General features: G+C 71.3%; 23 protein-coding genes. 15 read left to right on the top strand and 8 right to left on the bottom strand.

The window, feature by feature from the left end:
- Nucleotides 1–20 precede the first annotated feature (20 nt).
- Entirely contained in the window at nt 21–779 is a 759-nt protein-coding gene (locus tag J5X75_RS08770; RefSeq protein ID WP_208466802.1) for a sterol desaturase family protein, read from the top strand.
- 1 nt (nt 780) lies between these two features.
- Here the strand turns inward: J5X75_RS08770 and J5X75_RS08765 are convergent, their stop codons facing one another.
- Nucleotides 781–1,557, bottom strand: a complete 777-nt coding sequence (locus tag J5X75_RS08765; RefSeq protein ID WP_208466801.1) for an inositol monophosphatase family protein — start codon at nt 1,555–1,557, stop codon at nt 781–783.
- Nucleotides 1,558–1,593: 36 nt separating this feature from the next.
- Nucleotides 1,594–3,609 carry a hypothetical protein gene (locus J5X75_RS08760; protein ID WP_208466800.1) on the bottom strand — a complete coding sequence of 672 codons (2,016 nt, stop codon included), beginning with the start codon at nt 3,607–3,609 and terminating at the stop codon, nt 1,594–1,596.
- Nucleotides 3,610–3,713: 104 nt separating this feature from the next.
- Between J5X75_RS08760 and J5X75_RS08755 the strand changes: the two genes are divergently transcribed.
- The gene (locus J5X75_RS08755; protein WP_208466799.1) at nt 3,714–4,487 is read left to right on the top strand and encodes an AfsR/SARP family transcriptional regulator; all 774 of its coding nucleotides are present in this window, start codon (nt 3,714–3,716) and stop codon (nt 4,485–4,487) included.
- A gap of 91 nt (nt 4,488–4,578) precedes the next feature.
- Complete coding sequence (locus J5X75_RS08750) at nt 4,579–5,502, top strand: hypothetical protein (RefSeq protein ID WP_208466798.1); 924 nt, start codon at nt 4,579–4,581, stop codon at nt 5,500–5,502.
- Nucleotides 5,503–5,576: 74 nt separating this feature from the next.
- Here J5X75_RS08750 and J5X75_RS08745 read toward each other — a convergent pair whose 3' ends face one another.
- The 4 genes from J5X75_RS08745 to J5X75_RS08730 form a co-directional block, all read right to left on the bottom strand.
- Nucleotides 5,577–6,311, bottom strand: a complete 735-nt coding sequence (locus J5X75_RS08745) for a Type 1 glutamine amidotransferase-like domain-containing protein (protein WP_208466797.1) — start codon at nt 6,309–6,311, stop codon at nt 5,577–5,579.
- A 402-nt stretch (nt 6,312–6,713) separates the two neighbouring features.
- Nucleotides 6,714–8,054 carry an MFS transporter gene (locus tag J5X75_RS08740; protein ID WP_208466796.1) on the bottom strand — a complete coding sequence of 447 codons (1,341 nt, stop codon included), beginning with the start codon at nt 8,052–8,054 and terminating at the stop codon, nt 6,714–6,716.
- Complete coding sequence (locus J5X75_RS08735; RefSeq protein ID WP_238487530.1) at nt 8,051–8,878, bottom strand: SDR family NAD(P)-dependent oxidoreductase; 828 nt, start codon at nt 8,876–8,878, stop codon at nt 8,051–8,053. The genes J5X75_RS08740 and J5X75_RS08735 overlap by 4 nt, the downstream gene beginning before the upstream one ends.
- Entirely contained in the window at nt 8,875–10,134 is a 1,260-nt protein-coding gene (locus tag J5X75_RS08730; protein ID WP_238487529.1) for a flavin-containing monooxygenase, read from the bottom strand. The genes J5X75_RS08735 and J5X75_RS08730 overlap by 4 nt, the downstream gene beginning before the upstream one ends.
- A 126-nt stretch (nt 10,135–10,260) precedes the next feature.
- On the opposite strand from J5X75_RS08730, the gene J5X75_RS08725 reads away from it, so the two are divergent.
- The 12 genes from J5X75_RS08725 (at nt 10,261) to J5X75_RS08670 (ending at nt 22,308) form a co-directional block, all read left to right on the top strand.
- Nucleotides 10,261–11,367, top strand: coding sequence for a helix-turn-helix domain-containing protein (locus J5X75_RS08725; RefSeq protein WP_238487528.1), 1,107 nt, complete (start codon nt 10,261–10,263; stop codon nt 11,365–11,367).
- A 77-nt stretch (nt 11,368–11,444) separates the two neighbouring features.
- Nucleotides 11,445–12,641, top strand: a complete 1,197-nt coding sequence (locus J5X75_RS08720; protein WP_208466793.1) for an ROK family transcriptional regulator — start codon at nt 11,445–11,447, stop codon at nt 12,639–12,641.
- A gap of 91 nt (nt 12,642–12,732) precedes the next feature.
- A complete protein-coding gene (locus J5X75_RS08715) occupies nt 12,733–13,230 on the top strand; it encodes a flavin reductase family protein (RefSeq protein ID WP_208466792.1) in 498 nt (165 codons plus the stop codon).
- 10 nt (nt 13,231–13,240) lie between these two features.
- On the top strand, nt 13,241–14,308 hold the full coding sequence (locus J5X75_RS08710; RefSeq protein WP_208466791.1) for an ABC transporter substrate-binding protein: 1,068 nt from the start codon (nt 13,241–13,243) through the stop codon (nt 14,306–14,308).
- Entirely contained in the window at nt 14,305–15,144 is an 840-nt protein-coding gene (locus tag J5X75_RS08705; RefSeq protein ID WP_208466790.1) for an ABC transporter permease, read from the top strand. Before J5X75_RS08710 ends, J5X75_RS08705 begins: the two co-directional genes overlap by 4 nt.
- A complete protein-coding gene (locus J5X75_RS08700; protein WP_307797989.1) occupies nt 15,120–15,854 on the top strand; it encodes an ABC transporter ATP-binding protein in 735 nt (244 codons plus the stop codon). The genes J5X75_RS08705 and J5X75_RS08700 overlap by 25 nt, the downstream gene beginning before the upstream one ends.
- Nucleotides 15,847–17,175, top strand: coding sequence for an LLM class flavin-dependent oxidoreductase (locus tag J5X75_RS08695; protein ID WP_208466789.1), 1,329 nt, complete (start codon nt 15,847–15,849; stop codon nt 17,173–17,175). Before J5X75_RS08700 ends, J5X75_RS08695 begins: the two co-directional genes overlap by 8 nt.
- On the top strand, nt 17,172–18,494 hold the full coding sequence (locus J5X75_RS08690) for an LLM class flavin-dependent oxidoreductase (RefSeq protein ID WP_208466788.1): 1,323 nt from the start codon (nt 17,172–17,174) through the stop codon (nt 18,492–18,494). Before J5X75_RS08695 ends, J5X75_RS08690 begins: the two co-directional genes overlap by 4 nt.
- 14 nt (nt 18,495–18,508) lie before the next feature.
- Nucleotides 18,509–19,540: an aldo/keto reductase gene (locus J5X75_RS08685; RefSeq protein WP_372450854.1), complete on the top strand. Its 1,032-nt coding sequence runs from the start codon at nt 18,509–18,511 to the stop codon at nt 19,538–19,540.
- A 73-nt stretch (nt 19,541–19,613) separates the two neighbouring features.
- The gene (locus J5X75_RS08680; RefSeq protein ID WP_208466786.1) at nt 19,614–20,678 is read left to right on the top strand and encodes an LLM class flavin-dependent oxidoreductase; all 1,065 of its coding nucleotides are present in this window, start codon (nt 19,614–19,616) and stop codon (nt 20,676–20,678) included.
- 57 nt (nt 20,679–20,735) lie between these two features.
- Entirely contained in the window at nt 20,736–21,557 is an 822-nt protein-coding gene (nadE, locus tag J5X75_RS08675) for an NAD(+) synthase (protein ID WP_208466785.1), read from the top strand.
- Nucleotides 21,558–21,603: 46 nt separating this feature from the next.
- Entirely contained in the window at nt 21,604–22,308 is a 705-nt protein-coding gene (locus tag J5X75_RS08670) for an FKBP-type peptidyl-prolyl cis-trans isomerase (protein WP_208466784.1), read from the top strand.
- Nucleotides 22,309–23,445: 1,137 nt separating this feature from the next.
- Here J5X75_RS08670 and J5X75_RS45375 read toward each other — a convergent pair.
- A complete protein-coding gene (locus J5X75_RS45375; RefSeq protein ID WP_274383455.1) occupies nt 23,446–23,580 on the bottom strand; it encodes a hypothetical protein in 135 nt (44 codons plus the stop codon).
- 1,299 nt (nt 23,581–24,879) lie between these two features.
- Nucleotides 24,880–25,788, bottom strand: coding sequence for a polysaccharide deacetylase family protein (locus J5X75_RS08665; RefSeq protein ID WP_208466783.1), 909 nt, complete (start codon nt 25,786–25,788; stop codon nt 24,880–24,882).
- Nucleotides 25,789–26,011 lie beyond the last annotated feature (223 nt).

The raw sequence follows: 26,011 nt of genomic DNA, 5'->3' as shown, positions 1-26,011 counted from the left end.
GCGTCGGCGGAGGGGACGGCATGCTGGAGTTTCTCGAGACCGTGCACCCGGGTTGGTTCGCCCTGCTCGCCCTGGCGGAGAACATCCTGCTGGTCGGCGTGGGCGCGCTGCTCGGGCACGTGGCGCTGCGGCTGCCCGGCGCACAGCGGCTCACCCCCGATCCGGGGCCTGTCAGCGGGCAGGAACTCGCGCTGGTCGCCGGCACCACCGTCCTGAACACGGCGGTCACCGTCGCCGGGTGGTGGCTGTGGAAGGCCGGCGCCATCGTCCTGACCACCGATCTCGGCCCGGCCACACTCGCCGAACTGGTCGCGCTGGTCATGGTGATGGACGTGCTGATGTACGCGGGACACGCGACCGTCCATCTTCGCGTGCTGTTCCCCTGGGTGCACCGGCTGCACCACGTCTTCGCCGACGCCCGCCCGATCACCCTGTTCGCGCTGCACCCGTTCGAGGCGATCGGTTTCGGGGCGATGTGGCTGCTGGTCCTGGCCGCCCACCCGTTCTCGGTGTGGGCGCTGGCCGCCTACACGGCGCTCAACCTCATCTTCGGCATCCTCGGCCACCTCGGCGTGGAACCACTGCCCCCGGCGGTACGCGGCCATGCGGTCTTCCGGTGGATCGCCACCCCCACCATGCACGTCGGACATCACGCCGAGCCGCGCTACAACCTCGGCTTCTACACCACCGTCTGGGACCGCCTGTTCCACACCCTGGAACCCGGCTACGACCTCCGCCGCACCGCCCCCGTCCCCGAGCCCTACCGCATCGCCGCGTAGGTCAGGCGGCGGCGCGGACCCGCTGGGCGAGCGCCTCCCACAGGGCCGGGGCGGCGCCGATGGTCAGCTCGGTGGAGAAGTCCGGGCCGTGGCCGCCGAGGGTCACCCCGGCCTCCCGGGCGATCAGGGCGCCGGCGGCGATGTCCCACAGGTTCGTGTCGAGGGCGACGCCGCCGTCCAGCCGGCCGGCGGCCTGGTAGACCAGGTTCAGCGCGGCCGGGATCCGGCGGATGTCGCCGACCAGCGGCAGCAGCTCGCGAACCAGCTTTCCGGTGCGCTCCTTGGTCTTCGGGTTCGGCTGGAAACTGACGCCGACGAGCGCTTCGGCCAGCGGCGGCCCGCTCGACACCGCGATCGGCTGCCCGTTCAGGAACGCCCCACCGCCGTCGACCGCGCTGAACGTCTCGTTCCCGGCGGGGTCGTGCACCACCGCCATCCGCGGCTGCTCCCCCTGGTAGAGCGCGATACAAACCGACCACGGCCCGGTACGGCTGACGTAGTTGCGCGTGCCGTCCAGCGGATCGACGACCCACATCCAGCCACTCCCACCGGACCGCCCGTGTCCCTCCTCCGCCTGGATGGCGTCGTCCGGCCAGGCCGCGAGGATCCCGTCGACGATCAGGCGCTCACTGGCGATGTCGACGTCCGAGACGACATCGTTGGCGTGCGCCTTGGGCGCGCCCATCCGCAGCGTGTCGCGCCGTTCCAGCTGCAACCGTCCGGCACGAACCGCCAGGTCGACGGTGAGGTCCCGGGCCGCTTCAAGATCTCGGTTCACCTCCGGAACGCTATCCGATACCCGGCGGTGGGGGTGTCACCGGTCGTCGGGGACCGGGGGTGGGCCGCCGGTGCGGCGCAGATGGTTGGCTTCGAGCACGTCCAGCAGTATTCCGGCCTGTTCCCGCAGGACCGGGCTGCGGCGGGCGGCCGCCAGCGTCTCGTGGTCCGCCGCGGTCGCCTCGGACATCGGCCGGCGGGCCAGGTCGGCGAGGGCCACCGCGGAGGCGAGGACGACGTCGACCCGGCCGGTGCGCCCGGCCGCGTGCGACCCGTTCGCCGCACCCCACAGCAGCGCGTCCCCGCGCATGCCGTCGAGACCGCCGGGCCGCTCCAACGGCCGCAAGGTCTCGGCGTCCAGATAGCGGAAGCCGCGGCCACGGCCGTCGACGAGGACGGCGTCGCGGTACGGCACCCAGACGAGCCGGCCACTGACCAGATCCGTGCTGCCGCCCTGTTCCAGACGCCCACCGTTGATCAGCCAGCGGGTGGTCCGGCGGTGATCGCTGGTGAAGACCTGATCGCCTCCGCCGAGGCAGAGTGCCTGTGGGGCGTACGTGCCGATCTCCGACACCGCCAGGCCCCGCAACCGGTTGCCCCGGGCCAATTCGGCCACCATGATCCGGGTGTTGGCGAACGCCACCCGCCGGCGCAGCGGATCGGTGGCCAGGAGCCGGCCGATCGCCTGGTCCCCGGCCCAGGCCGGCGCGCCCCGCGGCACGGTGATCTCCGGTGGCCGGAACGCGGGTGGGCCGTTGCGGCGCGCCAGCATCAACGTGTTCGTCTGCGACGACGGGTCGAACCGCGACAACGTGACCTGGGTGGTCCCGTCCACGGTGACCGGCAGCAACTGATGCGGCCAGCCCGGCATCGTCCGGCCGGTGCGCCGGCCGGCGTCGATGCGCCAGAGCGTGGAACGTGTCGGGTCGCCGTCCGGCCACCACTGGCTGACCATCGGCCGGTGACCTTCGAAGGAGACGAGCGCGGGACCGTAGCCGTCGAGCGGGAACTCGGCGGGCGGCGTACCCCTCTCCAGGTCGAAGACCCAGAGCCGGGCGCCGATCGCGAGGGTGACCACCGCCAGCATCCGGTCGTCGGTGCTGAAAGCACCGTGCACCACCATCCCGCCCACGTGCAGCGTCCGCGGGCCGGTGAGCGACTCGATGCGGTCACGCAACCGCTGTTCATCGGCCGTGCGCAGCAGCGCGTGAAGGTCCGCGTCCGCGCTGCCGGGCGGCCGCCAGTCCGGATCGGCCCTCCGCAGCGCCATGACGGCGTCGGCCGGTGGCAGATTCCCGGCCAGCCGCCACAACCCGTCCTCGTCGCGGTCCTCGGCCAGGCGCCGGGAGAGAAAGGCGACTTCGTCGCGATCCATGCGTACGCCGGTGAGCGCCGCACCCATCGTTCGCACCGGATTGACATCGCCGAACCCCGGCATGGCCTCCCGCAGCGCCGGCCGCAGATCCGGCCGCTCCCGGTAAGCCCGCACGAGCAGCCGCTGGTCCGGGTCGACTTCCCAGTAACGCTGCTGCTGGCCGGTCAGCAGCAGGTAGGCCGCGTGCGCCGGCGGTTCGACGGGCACCAGACGGTGGTCGCCGAGGAAGGCGATGGCGCCGTCACGGCCGACGGCGGCCAGGCAGATGTCGTCAATCCACAGGTTCTCGCCCAAGTCGAGGATCCGCCGCCGCGCGATACGGCAGATCGGATGCCCCGTCATCTCCGCCGCGTGCACGATCCCGGTCGGCGACCAGCCGATCTCCGGGTCGTCCAGCGCGGCGAGACTCAGGTGGTGCACCAGGTCCGCGTCATGAATTCCGGTGTTCAACGCGGATCCGCGCCGGGCCGGCCGACGCCACCGTCGCAGAGCGGCCCACCACCGCGGATGCCCGTCGCAGAGCCAGGCCTCCCACACGGCGTCGACGGCGATCCGCGAGCCGCGGTCCCCGGCCCGGATCAACCGCGCGGCCGGGTACGCCATCCGCCATCCCCGGACACCCTCCTTCGCCCGGATGACCACCGTCCGGGCGAACGCGTGAAACTGGTCGGCATTCAAGACCCGATAGTCGCCCGCCCGGTCAACCTCGCCGCCGCCGGCCGTCGTTATGCTGCTCGTGACCTGCCGTAACGCCACGGCGGGGAACCTGGGGGGTAGGACACATGATCGACGGCTCGTCCGCCGGCACACTGCGGTTCGAGCTCCTCGGCCCGGTTCGCGCGTTCCGGGGCGACGATCCGGTGGACCTCGGGCCGCTCGTGCAGCGGGCGGTTCTCGCCGTTCTGCTGCTGCACGCCGACCGGCCGGTGCCGGTCCAGGAGATCGTCGCCGCGCTGTGGAACGGGGACCCGCCGGAGAACGGCGTCGACGTGGTGCAGCGGTGCATCGGCGGGCTGCGCCGCGCCCTCGATCCGGGACGCACGTCGCTGCTGACGTTCACGAACGAGGGATATGTGCTCCGGGTCGGCGAGAACACCCTCGACACCGGCCTCTTCCGGGCGGCGCTGGAGCAGGCCCGCGCCGAGCATCGAACCGGCGACATCGGTACGGGCACCGACGAGATCCGCCGTCACCTCAACCTGTGGCAGGGCGAGCCGATGGCCGGCCTGACCGGGCGGGTGTTCGATTCCGCCCGCGCCCGCCTCAAGGAGGAGCGCGCCACCGCCTCCGAACTGCTGGCCGTCCCGGCCGGCGACGAACCGTCCCGGCCGGCACCAGCGGAACCTCCGCCGCCCCCGCCGCCCCCGCCGCCACCGGCGCCCACCAGGATCGAGCCACCCCGACCGCAACCTCCGGCACCCACCAGCGTCGAGCCACCCCGACCGCAACCTCCGGCACCCACCCGGATCGAGCCACCGCGAGGCGCCGATCCCGCCTACCCGGAAGCCGTCGACCCGTGGGAGGGACACGACCTCCTTCCCCCTCACTCGATCTGAGGACGGCCAATCGTGGCGTGCCACAGCGGGTATCTCCTCCGTTATCCGGAGTAACACCGGTCCGCCCCCCACCGGCAGGGAGGAAACCGCATTGACGGCCGCGAAACCGAACCATCTTCGAGCACGGCGCCTACTGCTGGACCACCTGGACATACACCCCGGCCGAACCGTCGGCGACGACCTGGATCCGCTCGAGGCCGGAATCGTCGGCGACACCGACCACGCGGCCGGCGGCGACTCCTACCACCTGGGCAAGGACCAGATCCGGGCCCGAGCGAACCGCAACCGCTACTCCGTCGACGAGTCCCCCCGCGACCGGAACGGCCTCGACGACCACGCCTCCGCCATGGACATCGGATACTTCCGCCTCAAGACCCCACGCGGCACCTTCGACCTCTACGACTTCAACGCCTGGCTGATCCCGCTCTGCAAAGCCGGCGACCCGGACACCCGCGACCTGCGTGAAGTCATCTACAGCCCGGACGGCCGAACGGTACGCCGCTGGGACCGGCTCGGCCGGCGCACCACCGGAGATGACAGCCACCGCACCCACACCCATCTGTCCGAACACCGTGACGCCGACGGCCACCGCATGGTCCGGCTGGCGACACGGTGGCTGCGGCACATCCAGCTGCTCCCCGAGGAGGACACCATGACCAAGGCCGAGTTCCTCGCGATGCTCAAGGACAAGGAGATCCGGGCCGCCCTCGCCGGCGCGATGCTCCAGACCGACGGACTGATCCCGGCGCCACCCGGCAACAAGAACCCGGACGGCACCGCCAACACGCACTGGTCGCTCGCCTCGTACGCCCAATGGACGTACCGGCATCTGATCGACGCCCGCACCGCGATCACCACCCTCGCGACCCGGGACCAGGTCGACGAGGTCGCGCTGGCCGGCGCCCTGGCCCCGATGCTCGCGGCCGCGCTGCCCGGCGACCGCGACGATCTGACCCCGGCCGAACTGCAACAGGCCATCGTCGGCGCGCTGCGCGAACTCGCCGGAAACAGCTGACCGGAACGCATCCTGTTCCCGGTTCAGGACAGCGGAGAACGGCCGGCGGCTCGGGCCGCCGGCCGTTTCGGTGCTCAGGTCGAAACGCTGCGACCGGGCACCCGCCCGGCCAGCAGGCGGCACGGGATCTCCTCCTCGACGACCCGTCCGTCGCGGGCGTACACCCTCAGCGCCTGGGCGCCCGGCTCCGAGGTGACCGCCTCCACCAACTCGCCGCCGGCGGTGAACCGGATGGCGACACGGTTGCCGGAGGCGTACCCCATCCCCAGCGTGCCGTCCAGCAGGGCCGCGTGGAAGATCGGGCGGCGCTGGTCCTCGGCGTCGTAGTGCGGACAGTAACTGCCCTTGATCATGCCGAGGCCCTCGTTCAGCAGCTGGAGCGTCGGCCCGTACGAGTCGGTGGTCCCGCCCTCGAACCAGCACAGCCCACCGGCGCTGCCACCGGTCAGCACCGCCCCGCCGGCCAGCGCCCGGTGCAGCAGCGTGTCCACGCCCTGCCGCCGCCACACGTCCAGCATGTTGGCGGTATTGCCACCACCCACATGGATCACGTCAGCGCCGAGCACGATGTCGGACAGGTCGTCGAAGTCGCGGTGGAACAACCGCAGATGCCGCGGTCGGCACCGGCCGGAGTGGAACGCCTCGTAGAACGACACGATGTAGCTCGCGTCGTCCCCGGTCGCGGTCGGCAGGAACAGCACCACCGGATCGTCCTTGCCGGTGAGCTCCAGCACGTAGTCGTGCAGCGGATCGTCGCGGCGGTCCATCACCGCACGGCCGGCGCCCATCGGGACGATGTGACCTGACATGAAGGCTCCCTCACTGGTGCTGGATGGCGATGGTCAACAGGATCGCGCACGCCGCCACCAGCTCGTCGATCGCGATGTGCTCGCCGCTCGCGTGTCCGCCAGAATGCCCTCCGCGGTGGTCAATCGCCCGAGATCCCCCGCAGACAGGCCGCGCGACCCGCCTCCCCCTCCCAGCGCCGATCTTGGACGTTCTGCCACCCTCCCCGGTGGTCAACCGCCCGAGATCCCCCGCAGACAGGCCGCGCGAGCCGCCTCCCCCTCCCAGCGCCGATCTTGGACGTTCTGCCACCCACCGCGGTGGTCAACCGTCCAAGATCCCCAGCGGCGAGGCCACACGAACCGCCTCCCGCTTCCCGGCGCTGATCTTGGACGATTTGCCACCCTGTGTGGTGGTCGATCGTCCTAGATCGGCGTGGAAGGGTCGCGCGAGCGGTCGAGGGTCCAGCGGAGCTGGAAAAGGCAGGCCGCGGCCATCAACGCGGCCGGGACCACGGTGAAGCCGAGAAGCAGGGCGGTGTGCGCCGACGCCGGCTGCACCACGGTCTGTCCCTCGGTCGTGGCGATGAAGCCGCCGAGGGCCAGGGCCGCCGAGTAGACGTAGGGCCCGACGGCGGTGCCGGTCGCCTCGGTGGCGGTCCAGACCCCGGTGTAGGCGCCCGCCCGGGCCGCGCCACGGGCCTCGGCGGCCGCCACCGCGTCCGGGACCATCGAGAACGCGAACAGTTGCAGCCCGGCGAAGGCGACACCCAGCACGACGACGACCGCGACGGCCGGCGCCACCCCGTACCCGAGCAGCGGCGCCAGGGATCCGGCCACGAACACCGCCTGGCAGATCACCAGGCCGCGCTGCTTGCCGATCCGCCGCGACACCCGCGCCCACGCCGGCCCCGCCACCACGGCCGGCCCGAGGAAGGCGCCCATGAACACCGCGGTGAGCCCGGAGTCGCCGAAGACGTGCTCGGTGTAGAACGGCAGCGCGGCCAGGAACAGGTGGGTGGTGGCGCCGGTGAACAGATAGGACAGCACCAGAGCCCGGAAGTCCCGGTCCCGCCACGCCGCGGTGATGTCGCCGAGGGTGGAGTGGGCGTCCGCCGCCGGTGTCCGGAATCCGGCGTGCGCGGTCAGCCGCCGTACCCCGGTCACCGCGATCAGCCCGGACACCACCATGATCCCGGACAGCAGCACCGCCATCCGCGCGTAGTCGCCCCGTTCGCCTGCCGCGACCAGTGCCGGGGCGGCCACCCCGGCCCCGAGCAGCCCGAGCGTCAGGAACAGCATGCGGAACATGAAGACCCGGGTGCGCTCGTGGTAGCCGATTCGCAGGTCGGACGGCGTGGTCAGGTACGGCACCTGGAAGCAGGCGAAAAGCAGGTTCCCGGCGATGAACCAGCCTCCGACCCACAGCGCGGCGCCCGCCCCGGACAGCGCGGCGGGGACCGTGAACATGCCGGTCATGGCGATCGCGAGCAGCAGGCCTACGCGTAGCAGGCCGAGCCGGTGCCCGCTGCGGCGCGCGGCGGCATCCGAGTGGCTGCCCAGATACGGGTGCACCACCACGTCGATGATCTTCGGCAGCAGCAGGGTCAGGCCGGCCAGGGTCGGCGTCACCCCGAGGGTGTGGGTGAGGAAGTAGAGCAATAGCAGGCCGGGGACGGTCACCCAGACGCCCATCCCGATCGAGCCGGTGGCGTACGCGATCAGGTCGCCGGTCCGGGTGTGGGTCTCGGTCCGCTGGGTGGTCATCGGGCGTCCCCGTGGCGCGTCACCACACCGGCGGCCAGGTCGGCACCTTGGAACGCCCCGGACCGGACCCGTCCGGCGAGGGTGCGGGCGACGATCCGGTCGGTGAGCGCCGGGAAATGGCGGGCCAGGAAGAACTCGACCGCCCCGCGGAAGGTGGTCGGCAGGTCCCGGTGGCGGCGGCGGCTCAGGGCGGCCCGCAGCACGGCGCGGACCACGCCGTCGAGCGGCTCGTAGCGGCTCATGCCCTCCAGCGACAGCCCGGCGGCGGCCGTCGAGTCGTGGATGGGGCTGCGGACCGCGGACGGGTACACGCAGGTGACGCCGACGTGGGTGCCGATCTCCAGGCGGAGCGCGTCGGCGTACGCGACCAGCGCTCTTTTGGAGGCGCCGTAGGCGGCGGCCAGCGGAAGCTGCATGACGGCCATTCGGGAGCTGAGCATCACGATCCGGCCACGTGAGGCGACCAGGGCGTCCACGCAGGCCGAGGTCACCCGCCACGCGCCGAGCAGGTTGATGTCGAGTTGCCGGCGTACTTCGGCGCCCGGGGGCAGTTCGGCCGGGGCGGGGCCGCCGATGCCGGCGTTGTTGACGAGCAGGTCGAGCCCGCCCAGCAGTTCGATCGCCTCGGCGACGGCGGCGGCCACGGCGCTGTCGTCGGTGAGGTCGCATGGCAGCACTTCGACCGGATCGTTGACGCGGGGCGCGACGTCCAGGCCGACGACGCGGGCGCCGAGTTCGTCCAGGCGGGTGCAGATCGCCCGGCCGAACGTCCCGGACGCGCCGGTGACCAGGACGCGCATGCCGCGGGGGTCACGACTGCTCATGATGACGCTCCTCGGGCGATCTCGCGGGTCATGGCGGTGACGTACCGGTCGAAGTCGATGCGCATGTGTGGCCGGCCGTGGGCGCCCCACCGGGTTATGGCCGCGCGCAGGTCGCGGTCGACGGCGCGCCGCTGGTCGGCGGCCGGCGGCAGTGCATAGGAGCCGGAGAGGTACGCGGCGGCGAGCTTGGCCTGCACCTCCACCACTGGGAACGCCGATCCGGTGGACTGCATCAGCCCGACGAACGCGAGGGTCGGGTCGTCGAGGTGGAAGACCCGGCGGTAGAGCGGCAGGCGTTCCGGTCCCTCGCCGAGCCATTTCGACGGCAGGAACGGGATCTGTACGCGATATCCGGTCGCCCACACGATCACGTCGACGTCGTCGCAGGTCCCGTCGGTGAAGACCACTTTCGTGCCGTCGAGGCGCTCGATGCCCGGGCGGGCGGCCACCTCGCCGTGGGTGAGCCGGTGCAGGATGGTGTCGCTGATCGTCGGGTGGTTCTGGAACAGCCCGCCGGCCGGGGCGGGCAGGCCGTATCGCTGTGGTGTGCCGACCGCCAGCCGCAGCATCGTCTCGGCGACTCGCTGCCGTACCCGCCACGGCAGCACCGACAGGGCGCCGCCGGTGGCGTCGGACGGCCGTCCGAACAGGTATTTCGGCACGATGTGGACGCCGTGCCGGGCGGACAGCAGCACCGGCCCGCTCGCCGTGTGGGAGGCGTCCACGGCGATGTCCATGGCTGAATTGCCCATGCCGACGACCAGCACCCGCCGCCCCTGGAAGACGTCGGCGGTGCGGTAGTCGTGGGCGTGCATCTGTATCCCGTCGAAGGTGCCCGGATAGCCGGGGTCGGGCAGCCGCGGCGCCCAGTTGTGGCCGTTGGCGACCACGACGGCGTCGAACTCGCCGGCACCGCCGCGGTCGGTGGTGACGGTCCAGCGTTGGCCGCGTTCGACGGCGGTGACGGTCTCGCCGTACCGGATGTGGTCGGTCAACCGGAACCGGTCGGCGTAGGTGGCCAGATATCCGGCGACCCGCTCCGCCGACGGGTAGTCGGGCCAGTCGGCGGGCATCGGGAAGTCCGCGAACTCGGTGCGCCCCCGGCTGGTGTTGAGGTGCAGCGACGCGTAGGTCTCGGTCCACAGGCCGCCGGGCCGGTCCCGCCGTTCGTAGGCGACGACCTCGCATCCGGCATCGAGCAGCGCCTTGACCGCGGCCAGTCCGGCCGCTCCGGCGCCGATCACGGCGACACGCATGGATCTCCTAGCCGGGTTGTGGTGTTTGCCAAACCGTAAGCGCTGGCAGCCGGGCTGGACATGGCGTGGAGCACGTGTTTGTGGCCGGAGGTTGTGGGCCACCACAACGCACGGCAGCATGACCGCATGCACCCGTCTGACGGCTGGACCGCCGTGGTCGACCTGATCGAACGCGTCATGGGCGACGAGGACCTGTTGCCGTCGGTGACCGCCGGGGTTCGCGCCACCGTGCGGGAGGTGTCGGTGCTGCCTCCGTCGGACGTCGCCGGGCATACCCGGGCCCTGCTCACGGCGGCGACCCGGGCGCTGGCCGACCGGCGCGGGCCGACCGAGGCCGAACTGTCGTTCGTGGCCGAACTCGGGGTGACCCGGGCCCGGCAGGGCGTCCCGATCGAGGCGGTGCTCGGCGCCATTCACGTCGCCGAACGCGCCATCTGGGCGCGGGCCCGGGAGGTGGCCAGATCCGAGGGGGTCAGCGCGGATCGGCTGCTGGACGCCCGCGAGTTGTACGACGACTGGGCCGACGCCGTCCGCGGCCGCCTGATCACCGCGCACCGGGTCACCAGGGCCGACGCGGATCCGCGGCGCAACGACCGGGACGCGGCGATCCTGCGGCGGCTGTTGCAGGGTGGGTCGGCGGCCGCGCTGGCGGTGGCCGAGGCGGGTCTGCCGGCCGCCGGTGGCCTGTGGGTGCTGGTCGCCCGTCCGGGATTCGACGACCGGGTGCTGCGCGACCAGCCGCCGGTGGTGTGTGCGGAGGTGGACGGCCTGTTCGTGGCCGTGTTGTCGCGGGTCCCGTCCGCCCGGCTCGGCACCGCCGGGCTGGCCGGCCCGGACGGCCCGGACCGGCTGGCCCCGGTCAAACGGCTGGCCGTGGCGGCGCTGACCGTCGCCGAGTCGACCGGTCGTACCGGCGTCGCCCACATCGCCGACGTCGCCTGGCAGGCCGCGCTGACCGATCGGGCGGATCTGGCCGCCGTGCTGCTCGACCGGCACCGACCGGCGTGGGCGGCGCTGGGCCCGAACGCGGAACCGGTGGCCCACGCCGTTCTGGCCTGGCTGGAGAGTGACCGGGACGTGACCGTCGCCGGTGGGCGGTTGTTCGTGCACCCGAACACGGTGCGCAACCGGGTCCGGCGGTTCGCCGAGCTGACCGGCATCGACCCGGCCGGCACCGTGGGCGCCACGAACGCCTGGTGGCTCTGCCGCACCTGGCTGCGCGAGGCGACCTGATCCAGCAGTGTTACCGGCCGTAAAACGTCCGGTAACGGAAAGCTGCCACGCGGCCTACGGCGGGATAATCTCGCGGCGTGCAGCGCACGACTCGGCGCAGTGACCTGCCGCTGCCGGCCGCGCGCCGGTCGCCGGACTCCACGGCGGCGGTGCTGCGGGCCGTCCTCGATCATGGACCGATCGCGCGCAGTTCGATCGCCCGGGCCACCCGGCTGTCCGCGGCCACGGTCAGCGGGATCGCGGCGTCGTTGCAGGAGCGCGGCCTGGTTCGCGAGGTTCCGGAGGCGGTGGTCCGGCCGGGCGTCGGCCGCCCGCACGTGCCGCTGGACGTGGACTCCGCGGCGATCGGCGTGATCGGGGTGCACATCGCGGTTCCCCGCGCCACGGTGGCGCTGCTGGATCTGCGCGGCCGGGTGCTCGTTCGCCATCAGAATCCGCACCGGGGCCGTGATCCGCAGAGCGTGCTGGCGGCGGTCGCCGACCGGGTGGCGGCGATCCGCCGCGAGTTCGGGCGCCGCCGCCGGATCCTCGGCCTGGGTCTGGCCACCGGCGGCTGGGTGGACGGCGTCAACGGTACGGTCGTCGAGCACCCGGTGCTGGGCTGGCGCGACGTGCCGGTGGCCGCGATCCTGTCGGCCGCCACCCGGCTGCCGGTCCGGGTGGACAGCAACTCCCGGGCACTGCTGCGTGCCGAACAGTTGCTCGGCCGGGTCGCCGGTGACGCCCGCCGCAGTGCCGTGCAGATCTTCGTGGGCAACGTCGTCGACGTGGCGTTCGCGACCGGCGGCGTGATCCATCAGGGCCCCCGGTCGGCGGCCGGCGCGGTCGCCCATCTGCCGGTCGATGGCTGCGACGAACCGTGTTCCTGCGGCCGGATCGGCTGCCTGCAGGCGGCGGTCGGCGAACGGGCGCTGGTCCGCCGGGCTCTGGCCGCCGGCCTGATCGAACGCCCGGACATCCACGCCGTGGTGGACGCCGCGCTGGCCGGTTCCGCGGGGGCGGTGGCGCTGCTGGAGGAGCGGGCCCGCCGGGTGGGCCGGGCCGCCGCGCTGCTGCTGGACCTGTTCGACCCGGACGTGCTGCTGGTGTCGGAGGCCGGCGCGAACCGGGTGCCGGGTTGTCTCGCGGCACTGCGCGCGGAGGTGGCGGCGTGGTCGTCGGCGGGCGCCGACATGACCACCACCGTGCACCCGTCGAGCTTCCCGGAGAACGTTCTGGCGGTCGCCGGCGGGGCGGTCGCTCTGGATCAGGTCTACGCGGACCCCCCGATCTAGCTGGGATTACTAACTTCAGTGGGGCGCAATATTGCCTGCTAAGCCTAGCGGATTAGTATGGATTGCGAGCCCGATCGAACGGAGCCCGCACATGACCGTCATCGTTTCCCGGCCGACCCCGGTCGACGCCGCCCTGTTCCGCCAGGCCTTCCGCCGTCACGCCGCCGGTGTCGCCGTCGTGACCACCGACGCCGGGCGCGGCGCGGCCGGCGTGACCGTCACCTCGCTCGCGTCGCTCTCCGCCGAACCACCGCTGCTGTCGTTCAGCGTCGCCGCCAGCGGCTCGGTCTGGCCGCACCTGCGCGACGCCGACACCGCGGTCATCCACCTGCTCGGCGCCGAGCACACCGCGCTGGCACAGACCTTCGCCACCAGCGGCATCGACCGGTTCGGCGCCCCGACCCGCTGGCGCCGGCTGCCCACCGGCGAACCGGTGCTGGAGGACGCCGCCGCCTGGCTCCGGATCTCGATCGAGCACCGCCACCCGGCCGGCGGCTCCCACCTGGTCATCGGCCGGGTCGAGGAGGCCGAGCTCGCCGAGGAGGGCGCTCCCCTGCTCTACCACGCCGGCCACTACCACGCCCTCTGAGAAGGACGCCATGATCACCATTACCCGGAAAGCCGTCCTCGCCGTCCTCGCGACGGTCCTGGCCACCGGCGTCGCCGCCTGCGGCGGCGAGGAGGCCGCCACCAAACTGGAACTGTCCGCCGCCCTGCCCGACAAGGTCCCCAGCGGCGCCACGCTGCGCATCGGCGACCCGCAGATCCAGGCGATCCTCGGCGCGTCCGGCCTGGACAAGGAACTGAGCGACGCCGGCGTCACGACCGAGTGGGCCAACATCAGCGGCGGCCCGCAGAGCATCCAGGCGTTCCGTGCCGACAAGCTGGACTGCAGCTCGGTCGCCGACATCCCGTCACTGTTCGCCGCCTGGACCGGCACCTCCACGAAGATCGTGTTCCAGTCGGTCACCCTCGACCCGCTCGACCACCCGATCTACAAACTGGGCGTCGCGCCGGGCGTGAACGTCGCCTCGCTGGCCGACCTGCGCGGCAAGAAGATCGCCTACAGCGCCGGTCAGGCCCAGGGCGCGCTGGTGCTGCGGGTGTTGCAGAAGGCCGGGCTGAGCCAGAAGGACGTCCAGCTGATCGAGCTGACCAGCACCGGCGACTCGTACGTCACCGCGCTCGGCACCAAGGCGGTCGACGTCGCCCCGATCGGGGCGCAGAACATCAAGCTGTACGAGGCGAAGTACCCGGGCGCCACCTCGATCAACACCGGCATCCGGGACGACGCGTCCACCCTGTACTGCCTCACCACGGCGGTGGAGGACGCGGACAAGGCGGCGGCCCTGAAGGTCTACGTGGCCATCCGCACCAAGGCCCTGCTCTGGGCGAACGATCACCCCGACGAGTTCGCGAAGGCCTACTACCAGGACTCGCAGAAACTCAACGAGGCGGACGCCAAGGCGGTCGTCGAGATCAACGGCGACAAGGGCATCCCGGCCACCTGGGACAACGCCATCAAACGGCTTCAGGAGACCGCCGACCTGCTGGCCACCGAGCAGAAGCACGACAAGCTCGACGTGACCACGCTGGTCGACCGCCGGTTCGAGAAGGTCCAGGCGGACACCGCCGGGGACAGGGTCGTCACGGGAGACGCGTCATGACCGCCACCCTGCACACCGCCCCGGTGACCGTTGCGGACACCACCGACCAGCGCGTCGTACGCCGTCGTCTCGGCCCCGGCCACCGCATCCGTTTCTCGTTCTGGTTCGGCCCGGCGCTCGCCCTGGCCATCTGGTCGATCGGCTCGGCGACCGGCCTGATCAAACCGGCCATCCTGTCCGCCCCGTGGGACGTGGTGGTGGCCTTCCAGGACCAGTGGGTCAACCACGACCTGCTCGGCAACATCCTCGCCTCGCTCCAGCGGTCACTGGTCGGCCTGACCCTCGGGGTGGTGACCGGAGCCGTCCTCGCGGTGATCTCCGGACTGTCCCGGTTCGGTGAGTCGCTGATCGACGGCCCGATCCAGATCAAGCGGTCCGTCCCCACGCTCGCGATCATCCCGCTGTTCATCGCCTGGTTCGGCATCGGCGAGGAGATGAAGGTCATCACGATCGCGCTGATCAGCCTGGTCCCGATCTACATCCACACCCACAACGGGCTGCGCAGCATCGACGGCAAGTACGCCGAACTGGCCGAGACCATCGGCATCAACCACGGCGAGTTCGTCCGGCACGTGGTGCTGCCGGGAGCGCTGCCCGGCTTCCTGCTCGGCATGCGGTTCGCGGTCACCTCCTCGCTGCTCGGCCTCGTCGTCGTCGAGCACTACAACGCGGTCGCCGGCATCGGCTACATGATCACGCTGGCCGAACAGTACGGGCAGACCGACGTCATCGTGGTCGGCCTGGTCATCTACGGCATCTTCGGCTACTGCGCCGACAGCGCCGTCCGCTTCACCGGAAGGAGGGTGCTGGCGTGGCGACAGACACTCGAGGGCTGACCACCGAACCGGCGGTACGCGTCCGCAACCTGCACCGCAGCTTCACCAAGGACGGAGGTGTCCTCAACGGCCTCGACCTGGACATCGCCCCGGGCGAGTTCGTCGCCCTGATCGGCCGCTCCGGCACCGGCAAGAGCACCCTGCTGCGGGCACTGGCCGGCCTGGACCGCGACGTCGCCGGGCACGGCCGGATCCAGGTTCCGGAGTCGGTGTCGGTGGTCTTCCAGGACTCCCGGCTGCTGCCCTGGAAACGGGTCCTGGACAACGTGATCTTCGGGCTGCGCGGCGCCGACGCGGCCGACCGGGGCCGCAAAGCGCTGGCCGAGGTCGGTCTCGCCGGCCGGGAACGCGCCTGGCCCTACCAGCTCTCCGGCGGTGAACAGCAGCGGGCCTCACTGGCCCGGTCGCTGGTCCGCGAGCCGCAGCTGCTGCTGGCCGACGAGCCGTTCGGCGCGCTGGACGCGCTCACCCGGATCCGGATGCACGCCCTGCTGCGCCAGCTGTGCGAGGCTCACCGGCCGGCGGTGCTGCTGGTCACCCACGACGTCGACGAGGCGATCGTGCTCGCCGACCGGGTGATCCTGCTGGACGCCGGAGTGGTCGACACCGACGTCCGGGTGGAGCTGACGAACCGCTCCCGCTCCGACGCCGGGTTCGCCGAGCTGCGCACCCTCCTGCTGGACCGTCTGGGGGTGGCCGCCGATGCCTAAGAGACTGCACCTCAACGCGTTCCTGATGAGCGTCGGCCACCACGAGGCGTCGTGGCGGTTGCCGGAGTCGGACCCGTACGCGAGCTGGGACGTCAAGCACTTCCAGAACCTGGCCCGGATCGCCGAGCGCGGCAAACTCGATTCGGTCTTCTTCGCCGACAGCCCGGTGCTGCAGGGCGACCCCGGCCGGCGGCCGGCCGGGAAACTGGAGCCGACCGTGCTGCTCACCGCCCTGGCCGCGGTCACCGACCACATCGGGCTGATCGCCACCGCCTCCACCTCCTACAACGAGCCCTACAACCTGGCCCGCCGGTTCGCCTCGGTCGATCACGTCTCCGGCGGCCGGGCCGGCTGGAACATCGTCACCACCGCCGGCGCGGACGCCGCCCGCAACTTCGGCCTCGACGACGTTCCGGCACACCGCGACCGGTACGAACGCGCCGCCGAGTTCGTCGAGGTCACCACGAAACTGTGGGACAGCTGGACCGACGACGCGGTGATCGCCGACAAGGCCGCGGGCGTGCACGCCGACGCCGCGAAAGTGCGGCCGATCAACCACCGGGGCCGCTGGTTCCGGGTCGACGGGCCGCTCAACGTGCCGCGTTCCCCGCAAGGCTGGCCGCTGCTCGTGCAGGCCGGCTCCTCGGAGGACGGCCGGCAGTTCGCGGCCCGCTACGCCGAGGCCGTGTTCACCGCTCAGCAGACCCTCGCCGAGGCCCAGGCCTTCTACGCCGACCTCAAACAGCGGGCGGCCGCGCTGGGCCGCGACCCGGACGGCATCAAGATCCTGCCCGGGATCGTGCCGGTCATCGCCGCCACCGAGTCCGAGGCCCAGAAACTCGACGCCGAGCTGGAACGGCTGATCAGCCCCGAGTACGCCCGGCGGCAGCTCGCCGAGCGCTTCCAGCTCGACCCGGCCGACCTGCCCCTGGACGAACCGCTGCCGGCGAACCTGCCGACCGAGGACGAGATCGAGGGCGCCAAGAGCCGCTTCACGCTGATCGTCGACCTGGCCCGCCGAGAAAACCTGACGGTCCGGCAGCTGATCGGCCGGCTCGGCGGCGGCCGCGGCCACCGCACCTTCGCCGGCACCCCGGAGCAGGTCGCCGACACCATCGAGGACTGGTTCCACAGCGGCGCCGCCGACGGTTTCAACATCATGCCCGCGGTCCTGCCGTCCGGGCTGACCGCGTTCGTCGACCACGTCGTACCGATCCTGCAGGCCCGGGGTCTGTTCCGCACCGACTACGAGGGCACCACCCTGCGCGACCACTACGGCCTCCCCCGTCCCGCCGACAGCCTGGAGCTGACTTCCGCATGACCCGGCAACTGCACTTCAACCTGTTCCTGCACGACACCGGCCACCACGAGGCATCCTGGCGGCTGCCCGAGTCGGATCCGTACGCCAACCTGTCGCTCGCCGCGCACCAGCACCTGACCCGGGTCGCCGAGGACGCCAAGTTCGACTCGGTGTTCCTGGCCGACAGCCCGGTGCTGTGGAGCGACCCGGGCCGCCGGCCGGCCGGAAAGCTGGAACCCACCCTGCTTCTGGCCGCGCTGGCCGCGACCACCACCCGGATCGGGCTCATCGCGACGGCGTCCACCTCGTACAACGAGCCCTACAACCTGGCCCGCCGGTTCGCCTCGCTGGACCACCTGTCCGGTGGCCGGGCCGGCTGGAACATCGTCACCACCGCCGGGGAGGCCGCCGCCCGCAACTTCGGCCTCACCGACCAGCCCCTGCACAAGACCCGGTACGAACGGGCCGACGAGTTCCTCCAGGTCTCCACGAAACTGTGGGACAGCTGGACCGACGACGCGGTGATCGCCGACAAGGAGTCCGGGGTCCACGCCGTCCGCGACCGGGTCCGCGACATCGACCACCACGGCGCCCACTTCCAGGTGCAGGGCGCACTGAACGTGCCACGCTCCCCACAGGGCTGGCCGCTGCTGGTACAGGCCGGCTCCTCGGACAACGGCCGGGAGTTCGCCGCCAAGTGGGCGGAGGCGATCTTCGTGGCCAACCCGACCCTCGCCGAGAGCCAGGCCTTCTACGCCGACATCAAACGCCGTGCCGTGGCGGCCGGCCGCGACCCCGACCACGTGGTCGTGCTGCCCGGCATCGTCCCGGTGATCGGCGACAGCCCGGCCGAGGCGCGGGAACAGGAGGCCGAGCTGGAACGGCTGATCAGCCCCGAGTACGCGGTCGGCACGCTGGCAACCGTCCTCGGCGTGGACGTCGAGCGGCTGCGCCTGGACGAGCCGCTGCCCACCGACCTGCCGGGCGAGGACGAGATCGAGGGCCACAAGAGCCGGCGCACCCTGGTCGTGGAGTGGGCACGGCGCGACAACCTGACGGTCCGCCAGCTCATCGGCAAGCTCGGCGGCGGACGTGGTCACCGCACTTTCACCGGTACGCCGGTGCAGGTCGCCGACACGATCCAGCACTACTTCGAGAACGGCGCCGCCGACGGCTTCAACATCATGCCGGCGGTCCTGCCGTCCGGCATCGAGGCGTTCGCCGCCAAGGTCGTGCCGATCCTGCAGGAACGCGGCCTGTTCCGCACCGAATACACCGGCCGCACGCTGCGCGAACACTACGGGCTGCCCCGCCCGGCCAACACCCTTCTGGCCGTCTGAGGAGAACGATGTCCATCCCCCTGCGGCCGTTCGGCCGGACCGGCGTCAAGGTCAGCGCGCTGGCGCTGGGCACCATGATGTTCGGCGAACGCGGCAACCCCGACCACCACGACAGCATCCGGATCATCCACCGGGCTCTGGACGCCGGCATCAATCTGGTCGACACCGCCGACGTGTACAGCCAGGGCGAATCCGAGGAGATCGTCGGCAAGGCGCTCAAGAACCGGCGGGACGACGTCTTTCTGGCCACCAAGTTCCACGGCCAGATCGGCACCGACCCGAACCACTTCGGCAACTCCCGCCGCTGGATCATCCGCGAGGTGGAGCACAGCCTGCGCCGGCTGCGCACCGACCACATCGACCTCTACCAGGTGCACCGCCCGGAGGAGGACACCGACTTCGACGAGACCCTGGGCGCCCTGTCCGACCTCGTCCACCAGGGCAAGATCCGCTACATCGGCACCTCCACGTTCGAGCCGTCGGCGATCGTCGAGGGCCAGTGGATCGCCGAACGCCGCGGCCGGGAGCGGGTCGTCTCCGAGCAGCCGCCGTACTCGATCCTGGCCCGCGGCATCGAACGCGAGGTCCTGCCGATCGCCCAGAAGTACGGCCTTGCCGTGATCCCGTGGAGCCCGCTGGCCGGCGGCTGGCTGTCCGGCAAGTTCCGGGCGGGCGCCCCGCAACCCGCCACCAGCCGCGGCGGCCGCCAGCCCGGGAGGTTCGAGATCGGCGCGCCGGAGAACGCCGGCAAGCTCGCCGCCGTCGAGGCCCTCGCGCTGCTGGCCGAACAGTCCGGCCTGTCGCTGATCCACCTGGCGCTCGGCTTCGTCCTGGAACACCCGGCGGTCACCGCGCCGATCATCGGCCCGCGCACCCTGGAACAGCTGGAGGACCAGCTCGGCGCCGCCCAGGTCCGGTTGAGCCGGGACGTGCTCGACGAGATCGACAAGATCGTGCCGCCCGGCGTCACGCTGTCCGCCCGCGACCAGGGCTACCAGCCGCCGTCGGTGATCGACCCGGCCCGCCGCCGCCGGAGTCCCGCATGAGCCAGCTCGCAAGCGAATCATCAGGCTCCGTCCCGATCTCATGGCGGCGCCGGCGCGAACCGGCGGTGACCGCATGAGCCCGACCTTCCTCTGGTACATCCCGAACACCGTCGACCCCGGCCATCGCGGCGACGACGCGGTGGCCGGCTACGGCACCCTCGACCACAGCGTCGACCTGGCCGTCACCGCGGAACGCCACGGCTGGTCCGGCGCGCTGATCGGCACCGGCTGGGGCCGGCCGGACACGTTCACGGTCGCCACGGCACTCGCCGCCCGGACCACCACGTTCCAGCCACTCGCCGCGATCCGGCCCGGCTACTGGCGGCCCGCACACTTCGCCAGCGCGGCCGCCACCCTCGACCAGCTGTCCGGCGGCCGCCTGCTGATCAACATCGTGAGCGGGCAGGACAATCTCGCCGCCTACGGCGACATCGAGGTCGATCAGGCCACGCGGTACGCGCGGACCAGGGAGTTCATGCGCATCGCGCGGCGACTCTGGACCGAACGGAACGTGACGTACGCGGGTGAGCACTTCAGCGTCACGAATGCCACGGTGACGCCCCGCCCGTACCGGAAAGGTCCTCGCCTCTATTTCGGTGGCGCGTCAGCCGCCGCCGAGAAGGTCGCCGCGACCGAGGCCGACGTGCAGCTGTTCTGGGGCGAGCCGCTGGACGGCGTCGCCGAGCGCATCGACCGGCTCCGCACGCTCAGTAGGGACCTGGACCGGGATCTGCCGCCGCTGGAGTTCGGGCTGCGGATCACCACCCTGGTCCGCGACACCACCGAGCAGGCCTGGCACGACGCCGAGGAGAAGGTCGCCGAGATGGCGAGCCGCACCGGCAGCACCGAGTTGCTGCGCCGCGCGGCGGTCGGCCAGCAGCGGCTGCTCGACCTGGCCGACCGTGGTGACGTGCTGGACAGCTGCCTCTACACGGCCCCCGGCCGGTACGGCGGAGGCGGCGCCGGGACGACCTGGCTGGTCGGTTCCGCCGACGACGTGGCCGCGGCCCTGCGAAAGTACGCTGACCTGGGCATCAGCCACTTCGTCCTGTCCGACACGCCGTACAAGCGGGAGACCGCCCGGGTGGGCGACGCGCTCATCCACCGGCTGCGCGAACCGATCCCGGCGGCCACCTGATCCACGCCGGCGCGGAGTCCCCGGCGAGGCGGACTCCGCGCCAAGTACAGTGCGACAATGACGAACCTGCGTAAACAGATCGTGGCCGAACTCGGCGTGAATCCGTCGATCGCGCCAGCGGACGAGATCCGGGAACGCGTCGGGTTCCTCAAGGACTACCTCCGGTCCACACCCGCCACCGGCTACGTACTGGGCATCAGCGGTGGACAGGACAGCACGCTGGCCGGAAAGCTGTGCCAGCTCGCCTGCGAGCAACTGCGCGCGGAGGGCCACGACGCCACGTTCGTCGCGGTGCGCCTGCCGTACGGCGTCCAGGCCGACGAGCAGGACGCGCGGATCGCGCTCGACTTCATCGGCCCGGACCGGTCGATCGAGGTGAACGTCAAACCGGGCGTCGACGCGGTGTCCGGTGCCGTGGCCGCCGGTTTCGAGCCGCTGCGCGACTTCGTACGCGGCAACGTCAAGGCCCGCGAGCGCATGGTCGCCCAGTACGCGATCGCCGGGCAGCTGAACATGCTCGTCGTCGGCACCGACCACGCCGCCGAGGCGGTGACCGGCTTCTTCACCAAGTACGGCGACGGCGGCGTCGACGTCACGCCGCTGACCGGGCTGACCAAACGGCAGGGCGCCGCCCTCCTGCGCGAACTCGGCGCGCCGCCGGCAACGTGGCAGAAGGTGCCGACCGCCGACCTCGAGGACGACCGCCCGGCCCTGCCCGACGAGGCGGCGCTCGGCATCACCTACGGCGAGATCGACGACTACCTGGAGGGCGCGGAGGTCACCCCGGAGGTGGCGAGCCGGCTCGAATCGCTCTACCTCGCCACCCGCCACAAGCGAGCCCTGCCGGTCACCCCCCTCGACCACTGGTGGCGGCCCTGACCCACGGCGGTCGGCCGCACACAGCAAGTTGTCGTATTGTCGGTCGGTGCCTGAATCCGTACCGAGCCGCGGTAGCGCGGCTGTCAAAGCCGCCGCCCCCGGTCCGTCCCGCAAGAGCGGACCACCGCTGAAGACCAAGGCCGAGAAGCGGGCCGAGGCGAAGGTCGCCAAAGCCCGCGCTCAGGCGGCACGGAAACGCCGTGAGGTGCTGTCGATGGCCGGCGCCGCGGCGGGCGTCCTGGCTCTGGTCGTCGGGCTGATCGTGTGGATCGGCAGCACACCGTCGCCGTCGTCGTCGCCCACCGCGAGCACGAGCATCGACGCCGGCGCGAACCCCGCCGACACCAGCCCGGCCTTCCCGCCGCTGCCCCCGGGCGCCGACCCCGCGCTGGGTACCAAGCCGTCCGTGTCCAAGGGCACCGGCACCGTCACCGAGCTCAAGTCGACCACCCTCGTCGAGGGCACGGGCGCGGCGGTCCAGTCCGGTCAGACGGTCGACGTGAACTATGTCGGCGTGACCTACGCCGACGGCAAGGAGTTCGACTCCTCCTGGAAACGGTCCGAGCCGTTCAGCTTCCAGGTCGGGGCGGGCAACGTCATCAAAGGCTGGGACCAGGGCCTGCTCGGGGCGAAGATCGGCAGCCGGGTGCAGCTCGACATCCCGGCCGCCCTCGCCTACGGCGAGAAGCCGAGCGGCGGCCAGCCGGCCGGCACGTTGCGTTTCGTCGTGGACGTCCTGGCCGCCTCCTGACCCCGCCATGCAGCGAGTCCGGCCTCACCGAGGCCGGACTCGCTGCCGGTTCGGCGTTCCACCACCGACCCCAGCCGGCACAGCTGCCACCGGATCCGAGGGGCCGAGGGCCGCGACGGCACCGGCCGCCCAGCGTCTGGTCGCCGCCGGCAAGACCATCGTGGACGTGGCCGCGAGATTGTCCGCCGTCCCGGGCGTTCTCCTCCGTGAAAGCCGCGAGCCGATCCCGTCGTCCCTCTGCAAACCCCGGACCAGCGGCAGGTAACCGTCGACGACACCACGGCGGCGTAGCGGCTGCTGGTCAACCGACGCAACCAACACGGGCACACCCACAAACGCACCCGCGCCGGCACCTGGCCGGCACCCACCACCTCGCCACCGGCACCCCAAACGCCACTGCGACCACTGCCACTTACGTCCACCTTCACCGCGCCGCCACCGGCACCCCAACCTCCACCGCCGCGACCGGTACACCCCCACCACCCGTCGGCACCTACCTCCGCCTCTACCGCGCTCCACAACCACCGGTATCTGCCTCCACCGCACCGCACCGCACCGCACCGCACCGCACCGCACCGCACCGCACCGCACCGCACCGCACCGCACCGCACCGCACCGCACCGCACCGCACCGCACCGCACCGCACCGCACCGCACCGCACCGCACCGAGATCGTGTCCCGGTTGCACCACCTCCTGCTGGAACTGATCCTCGGCGGCGCAAAGTCGTTCCTGCCTGCCCGGCGAAGCCGGAGACTGCTCAACTCCCTCTGACTACGCGATGTAGCCCGAAGCCCACAGGTGGATGGACTCCGAGCTCATCCAGTAGCTCGTCGTCTTCAACCGAAGATCAAAGGAACCAACCATCCGGTCTCCTCCATTCCGGTGAACATGAGGCGACAGCCGGAAGCATTGAACCCATCTTGACCGGCTCAGTTCGGGGGCCTATTCCACCCTCGCGGTGATCAGTCCGAACCGGCACCCGCGCCCTGCAAGGGGATTGTAAAATATGATCTGGCATGATCATCCGCTTACACTTCGGAGCCGGGGTGCGGAAGTATTAATGCATGGCACAAGGGGCATTGTTCAGTCGGAGGATGATTGCCGATATGCGCGATCCGACCAGGTCGCGCAACCATTCACCGGCTCGTGAGGAATTCCGTCGCGGCCAGCAACGGCGTCGCGCTTTCGGGCTCGAGCGCCGCCACGCCGAAAAGCTTCGCCGGCTGCAGGACAACAGCACCGGCACCCAAGACGTGCGCGATCCGGTCCACCCCACAAAGCCTGCCCCGCAGCCGGCAGCTCCCGCCCCACAGCCTGTGGCTCCCGCCCCACAGCCCGCGGCACCCGCCCCACAGCCGGCAGCGCGCGCCCCACTGCCGACGACACCCGCCCCACAGTCGGCAGCTCCCGCCCCACAGCCGACAGCACCCGCCCCACAGCCTGTGACTCCCGCCCCGCACCCCGCACGTCCTGTCCGGCGCACCTCGCAGGCACGGCAGCCGTTCCCATGGCTGAAAACTGCCGCACCGTCGCGACTTCGCCAGGCCCACCGACAGCGCCTGACTCATCGCCGCAGGTGGGGCGGTCGCCCACACCGCTGGATCACCCGAGGGCAGTCGCCGTCACGAAATCACACGTCCGCCCGGCGGCCCCGGGGAGGAGCAATCCCGGCGCTGCGACCGGCGACAACCACCGCAATCGCACCCATGCCGACCCAGACACTCGGGAAGATCAACCTCAGCCCAGCGACCGCCGACACTGGAAGACTCATGCCGGCCGCTGGATTCCAGCCGCCAGTTCGGCGGAGATCGGAAGCACCGCGACTACAGGCCCGCACCGTCCGCCAGCAAACGTGACACCGCCAACCGTCCCTGTGCCGGCGCGGCCCAACGGAAAATCCCGCCCGATAACCAGCCGCGGAGACCGGAAACACCGCGACCGCCGACCCCGCGCCAACACGCCCTCAAACGCAACACAGCCAACCCTCCCTACGCCGACACGACCCAAAGGGAAACCCCGACCCAGAAACCAACCGCAAAGACCGAAACACCGCGACCGCCGACGCCGCGCCAACACTCCCTCAAATGCGACCCCGCCGCCGTTCCGTTCGTCGGCGCGGCCCATCGGAGGGCCGCGACTCGGAAACTCGCCCGCGCAATCGGAATCGCCTGTCCGGGTCGCCGATTCTTTTTCGAACGATTACCACCGGTTCGGATAGTAGCTGCGGCGAAACTCTATACGGCGGATGCCACAGGGTTACGGAATCAAGGAAATGCGGCTGGAAACCGTCGGGTCCTGGCCGCTTTTAGTCGCGCTCTCCGTGCGGGCGAAAGATCTCTGGTAACGGCAATATTCCGCCCCGGGTTCACGATTGTTCACGACTGGGCCGCACCCGGCGAACACTATTTGAGTGGACGAAACCGCGCCCCCTGCGGCTGTCACACAGCGTTATCCGGCCGGTGCGGTGGTGGCCCGGGCCCATCGGATCGGCGCGTCAGCGGGCCGCCGCAGGAAGCGGGCCAGACCCCGCGGCGGGGGTTGCGGAACGAGCTCGGTCGGCGGGGAAGGTGCTACGGGTGCTCACTGCCGTACCGGAACGGGTCTTTCCGGACAGGGTGAATGGGGGCGCCGAGCGGCGCGGATGGGGAGGCGGACTGCGCGGGCCCCGCCGGCATGTAGTCCTCGAGCAGGGCCGGGGTGAGGCCCGCCCGGTGGATGGCCTTGAGCGCGGAGACGAAGTCGTCGCGGAAGGCCTCGCGGAAGTGCATCAGGATGATGTCGCCCGGCTGGACGCGCTTGCCCTCCTGGTAGCGGACCTTGCCTTTGTGCACGGTTTCGGTCCACATGAACGCGGCCGTCATGCCGCAGTCCTTGGCCGCCCGCAGTGTGGTGCCGTCCTTGTTGCCGAAGGGCGGCCGGAACAGGGTCGGCCGTTTTCCGAACCAGGCGCCCAGCCGGTCGGCCGAGCCGCAGATCTCGCGGCGCTGGAAGTCGTAGGAGCGGCCGCGCAGGCTGGCGTGGGTGACGGTGTGCGCCTCGATGGTGGCCCCGGCGTCGAGCATGGGCTTGAAGTAGCCGGGGTCGTCCTTGACGGCGTCGGTCGTCAGGAAGAGCGTGACCGGCACGCCCGCGGCCGCGATCAGCTCCTGGCCCTCGGGCAGTTTGAGGTAGCCGTCGTCGATGGTCAGGAAGGCGACCTTCTGGGTGGTGGGGATGCGCCGCAGGTACTCCACCTTGTCACCGGACGGCAGGGTGATGGGCTGCGGTTCCGGGGCGGGCGCGAAGTCGGGGATGCCGTAGCGTGCGCGCTGGGCCGACCGGGTGGACTCGAGGGTGGGTGCGGCGCTCGCCGGCGACGCGGTGAGGGCGGCGGGCGCTGAGGACGGCATGACCGGCGGGGTCAGGCCGGTGGAACAGGCGGCCAGTAGCGCGGCCATGCCGGCCGCGGTTATCGCACGAATAGTCCTCGTGTTCCCCATCCGGGCGATACTGGCCTCCCCGATGTGAAGCTGGGGTCAAGGCCCCCACCGGTTGAGGCTTCGGTCACCCGAGTATACCTTCCGTTTGTGTGACGTACATCTCAAAGCAACGCTTTCGCCATCCATTAGCCCAGGTCACAGCCACCCATGGCGCCACCGCCGGTTCGACACTGGACAATCCGTTCACTCTTGTCCCCTAGTCTCGCAACCGGTTCACCGAGTG

Origin of the sequence: Actinoplanes flavus, assembly GCF_017592555.1 — a bacterium.
In the GTDB taxonomy this organism is placed as follows: domain Bacteria; phylum Actinomycetota; class Actinomycetes; order Mycobacteriales; family Micromonosporaceae; genus Actinoplanes; species Actinoplanes flavus.
The sequence above is the reverse complement of the archived record's forward strand: the minus strand, read 5'-3'. Positions and strand labels throughout refer to the sequence as shown.

What these genes read in the sequence shown, in the direction of transcription:
- J5X75_RS08770 (WP_208466802.1), top strand. Translation starts at nt 21, where the DNA reads ATGCTGGAGTTTCTCGAGACCGTGCACCCGGGTTGGTTCGCCCTGCTC.
- J5X75_RS08755 (WP_208466799.1), top strand. Translation starts at nt 3,714, where the DNA reads ATGATCGACGGCTCGTCCGCCGGCACACTGCGGTTCGAGCTCCTCGGC.
- J5X75_RS08745 (WP_208466797.1), bottom strand. Translation starts at nt 6,311, where the DNA reads ATGTCAGGTCACATCGTCCCGATGGGCGCCGGCCGTGCGGTGATGGAC.
- J5X75_RS08740 (WP_208466796.1), bottom strand. Translation starts at nt 8,054, where the DNA reads ATGACCACCCAGCGGACCGAGACCCACACCCGGACCGGCGACCTGATC.
- J5X75_RS08735 (WP_238487530.1), bottom strand. Translation starts at nt 8,878, where the DNA reads ATGAGCAGTCGTGACCCCCGCGGCATGCGCGTCCTGGTCACCGGCGCG.
- J5X75_RS08730 (WP_238487529.1), bottom strand. Translation starts at nt 10,134, where the DNA reads ATGCGTGTCGCCGTGATCGGCGCCGGAGCGGCCGGACTGGCCGCGGTC.
- J5X75_RS08725 (WP_238487528.1), top strand. Translation starts at nt 10,261, where the DNA reads ATGCACCCGTCTGACGGCTGGACCGCCGTGGTCGACCTGATCGAACGC.
- J5X75_RS08715 (WP_208466792.1), top strand. Translation starts at nt 12,733, where the DNA reads ATGACCGTCATCGTTTCCCGGCCGACCCCGGTCGACGCCGCCCTGTTC.
- J5X75_RS08710 (WP_208466791.1), top strand. Translation starts at nt 13,241, where the DNA reads ATGATCACCATTACCCGGAAAGCCGTCCTCGCCGTCCTCGCGACGGTC.
- J5X75_RS08705 (WP_208466790.1), top strand. Translation starts at nt 14,305, where the DNA reads ATGACCGCCACCCTGCACACCGCCCCGGTGACCGTTGCGGACACCACC.
- J5X75_RS08695 (WP_208466789.1), top strand. Translation starts at nt 15,847, where the DNA reads ATGCCTAAGAGACTGCACCTCAACGCGTTCCTGATGAGCGTCGGCCAC.
- J5X75_RS08690 (WP_208466788.1), top strand. Translation starts at nt 17,172, where the DNA reads ATGACCCGGCAACTGCACTTCAACCTGTTCCTGCACGACACCGGCCAC.
- J5X75_RS08680 (WP_208466786.1), top strand. Translation starts at nt 19,614, where the DNA reads ATGAGCCCGACCTTCCTCTGGTACATCCCGAACACCGTCGACCCCGGC.
- nadE (WP_208466785.1), top strand. Translation starts at nt 20,736, where the DNA reads ATGACGAACCTGCGTAAACAGATCGTGGCCGAACTCGGCGTGAATCCG.
- J5X75_RS08665 (WP_208466783.1), bottom strand. Translation starts at nt 25,788, where the DNA reads ATGGGGAACACGAGGACTATTCGTGCGATAACCGCGGCCGGCATGGCC.